At 59.6% G+C, this 6,105-nt stretch carries 10 protein-coding genes; all 10 read left to right on the top strand.

The window, feature by feature from the left end; all coding sequences use genetic code 11:
- The first annotated feature begins 172 nt into the window (after positions 1-172).
- The 10 genes from rpsJ (at position 173) to rplP (ending at position 6,018) form a co-directional block, all read left to right on the top strand.
- Positions 173-493: a 30S ribosomal protein S10 gene (rpsJ, locus tag HEP69_RS06770; RefSeq protein ID WP_100164040.1), complete on the top strand. Its 321-nt coding sequence runs from the start codon at positions 173-175 to the stop codon at positions 491-493.
- A gap of 16 nt (positions 494-509) precedes the next feature.
- Positions 510-1,376, top strand: a complete 867-nt coding sequence (gene rplC, locus HEP69_RS06765) for a 50S ribosomal protein L3 (protein ID WP_290557795.1) — start codon at positions 510-512, stop codon at positions 1,374-1,376.
- A complete protein-coding gene (rplD, locus tag HEP69_RS06760) occupies positions 1,376-1,993 on the top strand; it encodes a 50S ribosomal protein L4 (RefSeq protein WP_290557794.1) in 618 nt (205 codons plus the stop codon). Before rplC ends, rplD begins: the two co-directional genes overlap by 1 nt.
- Entirely contained in the window at positions 1,990-2,286 is a 297-nt protein-coding gene (locus tag HEP69_RS06755) for a 50S ribosomal protein L23 (protein ID WP_290557793.1), read from the top strand. The genes rplD and HEP69_RS06755 overlap by 4 nt, the downstream gene beginning before the upstream one ends.
- Positions 2,287-2,517: 231 nt before the next feature.
- A complete protein-coding gene (locus HEP69_RS06750; RefSeq protein WP_290557792.1) occupies positions 2,518-2,826 on the top strand; it encodes a hypothetical protein in 309 nt (102 codons plus the stop codon).
- Between the two features lie 547 nt (positions 2,827-3,373).
- The gene (gene rplB, locus HEP69_RS06745) at positions 3,374-4,216 is read left to right on the top strand and encodes a 50S ribosomal protein L2 (protein ID WP_290557791.1); all 843 of its coding nucleotides are present in this window, start codon (positions 3,374-3,376) and stop codon (positions 4,214-4,216) included.
- Positions 4,217-4,219: 3 nt separating this feature from the next.
- Positions 4,220-4,498, top strand: coding sequence for a 30S ribosomal protein S19 (gene rpsS, locus HEP69_RS06740; protein WP_008207545.1), 279 nt, complete (start codon positions 4,220-4,222; stop codon positions 4,496-4,498).
- Between the two features lie 3 nt (positions 4,499-4,501).
- Complete coding sequence (gene rplV / locus HEP69_RS06735) at positions 4,502-4,882, top strand: 50S ribosomal protein L22 (RefSeq protein WP_290557790.1); 381 nt, start codon at positions 4,502-4,504, stop codon at positions 4,880-4,882.
- Positions 4,882-5,592, top strand: a complete 711-nt coding sequence (gene rpsC / locus HEP69_RS06730; protein WP_290557789.1) for a 30S ribosomal protein S3 — start codon at positions 4,882-4,884, stop codon at positions 5,590-5,592. Before rplV ends, rpsC begins: the two co-directional genes overlap by 1 nt.
- Positions 5,593-5,604: 12 nt before the next feature.
- Entirely contained in the window at positions 5,605-6,018 is a 414-nt protein-coding gene (gene rplP / locus HEP69_RS06725) for a 50S ribosomal protein L16 (protein WP_050931363.1), read from the top strand.
- Positions 6,019-6,105: the final 87 nt, after the last annotated feature.

The raw sequence follows: 6,105 nt of genomic DNA, 5'->3' as shown, positions 1-6,105 counted from the left end.
GGGGGGGCCCCGGGGGGGGGACGGGCCTTGAAAGGGGCCGCACAGCCCACCCCCCCCGGTGTGCTCGCTTTTTCGCCGAAAAATCGCAGCCCCTCAACAAACGGTTCGATGAAGAGCGGCGGTGGTCGCCGCTCTTCCTCTCAACTGAAAGACCCGAAAAGGGAATGATAGAATGGCCGTTCAAAGCCAAAACATTCGTATTCGGCTTAAGGCGTTTGACTACCGTGTGCTGGATGCCAGCACGCAGGAGATCGTCAACACCGCCAAGCGGACCGGCGCCCAAGTCCGTGGCCCGATCCCGCTGCCGAACAAGATCGAGAAGTTCACCGTTTTGCGGGGACCTCACGTTGACAAGAAATCCCGTGACCAGTTCGAGATCCGCACGCATAAGCGCCTGCTGGATATCGTGGATCCGACCCCCCAGACCGTGGACGCGCTGATGAAGCTCGACCTCGCCGCTGGCGTGGATGTCGAGATCAAACTGCAATCGTAATCTGGAGGGCTTGAACATGCTGCGCTCTGGTGTGATCGCAAAGAAAGTGGGTATGACCCGCTTGTTCATGGAAGACGGACGGCAAGTGCCCGTCACTGTTCTGCAACTCGACAAGTTGCAGGTTGTGGCGCAGCGGACCGCAGAGAAAGACGGGTATACTGCTGTTCAACTCGGTGCCGGGACGTCCAAGGCAAAACGTGTCAGCCAAGCCATGCGGGGCCATTTCGCCGTCGCGTCGGTGGAGCCCAAGCGTAAAGTGGCCGAATTTCGCGTCGATCCGGCAAATCTGATCGGTGTGGGTGAGGAAATCACCGCAAACCATTACTTTGAAGGGCAGTACGTTGACGTGGCTGGCACCTCCATCGGTAAGGGGTTTGCAGGTGCGATGAAACGCCATAACTTTGGCGGTTTGCGTGCGTCGCACGGTGTGTCGATCTCGCACCGGAGCCACGGTTCGACCGGCCAATGTCAGGACCCGGGCAAGGTGTTCAAGGGCAAGAAGATGGCCGGTCATATGGGGGCTGCCCGTGTGACCACTCAGAACCTGGAGGTTGTCAAAACCGACGCCGATCGCGGTCTGATCATGGTCAAGGGTGCCGTTCCGGGCTCTAAAGGCGGTTGGGTGACGATCAAGGATGCGGTCAAGAAACCGTTCCCGGAAAACGCCATTCTACCCGCAGCGTTGAAATCCGCCGCCGAGGCCGCGGCCAAAGCTGCCGAAGAGGCTGCCGCAGCCGCAGCCGCGGAGGCCGAAGCCGAAGCCAAGCGTCTGGCCGAAGAGCAAGCCGCCGCCGAAGCCGAAGCGCTGAAAGCCGCCGAAGCCGAGATCGCTGCCGACAAGGCCGACGATGCTCCGGCCGAGAAGAAAGAGGGTGACGAATAATGAAACTCGACGTCATCAACATGGACGGCAGCAAGGCCGGGTCGGTTGACCTGTCTGACGAGCTGTTCGGTCTGGATCCGCGCGCGGACATCCTGCACCGTGTGGTCCGCTGGCAGCGCAACAACGCGCAGGCCGGCACCCACAAGGTCAAGACCCGCTCGGAGACCAGCTATTCGACCAAGAAGATCTATCGCCAGAAAGGCACCGGTGGCGCACGTCACGGGTCGCGCAACGCGCCGATCTTCCGCAAGGGCGGTATTTACAAGGGTCCGACCCCGCGCAGCCATGGCCACGACCTGCCGAAGAAATTCCGCAAGCTGGGCCTGAAACACGCGCTGTCGGCCAAGGCCAAGGCGGGTGAGTTGGTTGTGATCGAGGCGGCTGAATCCGAAGGTAAAACTTCGGCGCTGGCCAAGCAGGTCAAAAACCTGGGCTGGAAGCGGGCGCTGATCATTGACGGATCGTCAGTGAACGAAGGGTTCGCCCAGGCCGCGCGCAATATCGAAGGCCTGGATATCCTGCCGACGATGGGCGCAAACGTTTATGATATCCTGCGCCGTGACACTCTGGTGATCACCAAAGCAGGTGTCGAAGCACTGGAGGCTCGGTTGAAATGAGTGCCAAGGCAGAACATTATGACGTGATCCGCAAGCCGGTCATCACCGAGAAATCCACGATGGCGTCCGAAAACGGTGCCGTGGTCTTCGAAGTGTCGATCGAGGCTAACAAACCGCAGATCAAGGAGGCTGTAGAGGCTCTGTTTGGGGTGAAGGTCAAAGCGGTCAACACGACGATCACCAAAGGCAAGGTCAAACGCTTCCGCGGTGCGTTGGGCAAGCGCAAGGACGTCAAGAAGGCCTATGTGACGCTCGAAGAGGGCAACACGATTGACGTGACGACGGGCCTCTAAGGGTTGCGTCAGGTTTGAGAGATTGGCCCCGGTTGCGAAAGCAGCCGGGGTCTTCTTGTCTGGCGGGGACGACCGGCTTCGTCAGAGGGCATGGACTGGCTTGCGCCCTTTGCGGCCTTAGCTCCGTGCCTTGCTGCATTCCACCCATGTCCGGAGTGAGCCCTTTCTGCTCGTCATATGGCAAACAGTGGGTTAGGTTCTCGTGGATTTTGGAAGGAAGAAATCTACCCGATGCCCGATACTTACGACCTCGTTCTTTGCGACATTTCCGGCGAACATAAACCGGTGGCAGTATTTAAGTCAGAACGCCCGTTTATGCCGCTTGGCGTTGGTGAACGCTTTGACGATCACGGTTGGGAACGGCTTGATGGCGTTGGCAGAATTGGCACGCCGGAGGAACCGATCCGTTATCTTGTGTTTGCGACCAAGCATGCCGTTTTCGAGTTGGGTGGCGAAATGACCTATCAGTTTTGCGTCGACCTACAGCCATATAGCGGCCCTCGCTCACCGGCTTGGGGGCACCATAATCCAGCCGAGTAGCTACGCGCCATTGGATGGCTGCAAGGTCCGGCATGGCCGCCAATTGGATCATGCATTCGCACGGGATCAAGGTGAAGCCGCCGTGCAGCGCCAGACCGCCCCATCGGGCTGGCGATTTGGCTGTCGCAGGCGAGCCGTTCTCAGAAAGGAATGTGCCTGGCTGCCATAAAGCGCAGAGAACAAAGGGCGGATCGCCATCCCGCGGTCTGTCGCTGCACGGCTTGCGTTGCCTCAATCGTGAAAGGCGGCAAGATTCCACAGCATATTCATCGGGCGCTTTCTGACGGTTGCCCGTGTGTCGCCCTGCACCCTTCGGGTGGGACAAGACATTTGGAGCAAGGAAAAACACCGCAACCGCTTGACCCGAACTGCGCACAGGACTAAACGACCCCCTGACCACCGCCCCGGATTCGTCCGGGGCGTTGTTGTTGGTTCGCAAGAACATCTCTAACCGGGCACCTACGGGGGCCTATGCCCATGGGCGGCATTGCCGTCCTCACATAAGGGTCGGACCTTGTCCGACCGAGCTAAACGGAAGACAGAAAGCATGGCACTCAAGTCGTATAAGCCTACGACGCCGGGCCAGCGCGGGCTGGTGCTGATCGACCGTTCGGAGCTGTGGAAAGGACGTCCTGTCAAATCCTTGACCGAGGGTTTGACCAAATCGGGCGGCCGGAACAACACCGGACGGATCACATCACGCAGGCGTGGTGGTGGGGCAAAACGCCTCTACCGGATCGTAGATTTCAAACGGAACAAAATGGACGTGGCGGCGACCGTCGAACGGATCGAATATGACCCGAACCGGACCGCCTTTATCGCGCTGATCAAATACAGCGATGGTGAGCAGGCCTATATCCTGGCACCGCAACGACTGGCCATCGGCGATCAGGTGATCGCGTCGGCCAAAGCCGACATCAAGCCCGGCAACGCGATGCCATTCTCGGGCATGCCGATCGGGACAATCGTCCACAACATCGAACTGAAACCTGGCAAGGGCGGCCAGATCGCGCGCGCGGCGGGCACCTATGCCCAGTTCGTGGGTCGTGACGGTGGCTATGCGCAGATCCGCCTGAGTTCGGGCGAGCTGCGTCTGGTGCGCCAGGAATGCATGGCGACCGTGGGCGCGGTGTCGAACCCCGACAACTCGAACCAGAACTTCGGCAAAGCCGGCCGCATGCGCCACAAGGGCATTCGCCCGTCAGTGCGTGGTGTCGTGATGAACCCGGTCGACCACCCCCATGGTGGTGGTGAAGGCCGGACCAGCGGTGGCCGTCACCCGGTTAGCCCCTGGGGCAAGCCGACAAAGGGTGCGCGCACCCGCAACAAGAACAAGGCGTCCAGCAAGCTGATCCTCCGCTCGCGCCACGCCCGCAAGAAAAGGCGGTAAGATATGAGCCGTTCAGTCTGGAAAGGCCCTTTCGTCGACAGCTATGTGCTTAAGAAAGCCGAAGCTGCGCGCGAGTCGGGCCGTAATGAAGTGATCAAGATCTGGTCGCGCCGCTCGACAATCCTGCCCCAGTTCGTGGGCCTGACGTTTGGCGTGTACAATGGTCACAAGCACATCCCCGTCAACGTCAGCGAAGACATGATCGGTCAGAAGTTCGGTGAGTACTCGCCGACGCGGACCTATTACGGTCATGCGGCTGACAAAAAAGCGAAGCGGAAGTAAGCCATGAGCAAGGATAGGAATCCCCGTCGCGTGGCCGATAACGAAGCAATGGCAAAACTGCGCATGCTTCGGACGTCCCCGCAAAAGCTGAACCTGGTGGCCGCGATGATCCGCGGCAAGAAGGTGGATCGTGCGTTGAACGATCTGACTTTCTCCAAGAAACGGATCGCGATGGATGTGAAGAAATGCCTTCAATCCGCGATCGCGAATGCCGAGAACAACCACAACCTGGATGTGGATGAACTGATCGTGGCCGAAGCGTGGGTTGGCAAGAACCTGACCATGAAGCGCGGGCGTCCCCGGGCGCGTGGCCGGTTCGGCAAAATCATCAAGCCGTTTTCGGAACTCACCATCAAGGTGCGTCAAGTCGAGGAGCAAGCCTAATGGGTCAGAAAGTCAATCCGATTGGCATGCGCCTGCAGGTGAACCGCACCTGGGACAGCCGCTGGTATGCCGACACCAAGGATTACGGAGATCTTCTGCTTGAAGACATCCGTATTCGTGAGTTCATCAAGGAAGAGTGCAAGCAGGCCGGCGTGGCCCGCGTGATCATCGAACGGCCCCATAAAAAGTGCCGCGTTACGATCCACACGGCCCGTCCCGGTGTCATCATCGGCAAGAAAGGCGCGGATATCGAAGTGCTGCGCAAGAAAATCGCGGCGATGACCGACAGCGAACTGCACCTCAACATCGTCGAAGTGCGCAAGCCCGAACTCGATGCACAACTGGTGGCCGAGAGCATTGCTCAGCAGCTGGAACGCCGGGTGTCCTTCCGTCGTGCCATGAAGCGCGGCGTGCAGAACGCCATGCGTATGGGGGCCTTGGGTATTCGTGTGAACGTCGCGGGCCGTCTTGGCGGCGCCGAGATCGCGCGGACTGAATGGTATCGCGAAGGGCGGGTGCCGCTGCATACGCTGCGCGCCGATATCGACTATGCCCATGCGGAGGCGTCGACGGCTTATGGGATCATCGGCATCAAGGTCTGGATCTTCAAAGGCGAGATCATGGAGCACGATCCCAGTGCCCGCGATCGCAAAGCCCAGGAGCTTCAGGATGGCCCGGCACCCCGTGGTGCCATGGGCGGTCGCCGGTAAGGAGTGAGATAAATGCTTCAGCCAAAACGGACCAAGTTCCGCAAACAACATAAGGGCCGTATCAAGGGTCTGGCGAAGGGCGGGTCTGACCTGAACTTCGGCACCTACGGCCTGAAGGCGACCACGCCTGAGCGTGTGACAGCGCGTCAGATCGAGGCGGCACGTCGTGCCATGACGCGTCACATGAAACGGCAAGGCCGGGTCTGGATCCGGATTTTCCCGGACACGCCCGTGACGTCTAAACCCACCGAGGTTCGGATGGGTAAGGGTAAAGGCTCGGTCGATTTTTGGGCTTGCAAGGTCAAGCCCGGCCGCGTCATGTTCGAGATCGACGGTGTGAATGATGACATCGCCCGTGAGGCGTTGCGTCTGGCGGCGATGAAATTGCCGGTGAAGACACGCGTGGTTGTTCGCGAGGATTGGTAAATCCTCGCGGGGTGGGGTGTAGTGGGTTTTCAAAGAAGACCTGCGGGCCGCACACGGTGGAGAAATCGAGACCCCCGCCGGAACAAT

The organism is Aestuariivita sp. (genome assembly GCF_021404545.1).
In the GTDB taxonomy this organism is placed as follows: Bacteria; Pseudomonadota; Alphaproteobacteria; order Rhodobacterales; family Rhodobacteraceae; genus Aestuariivita.
Note: the sequence above shows the minus strand (reverse complement) of the source record. Positions and strands in the feature narration are given on the sequence as shown.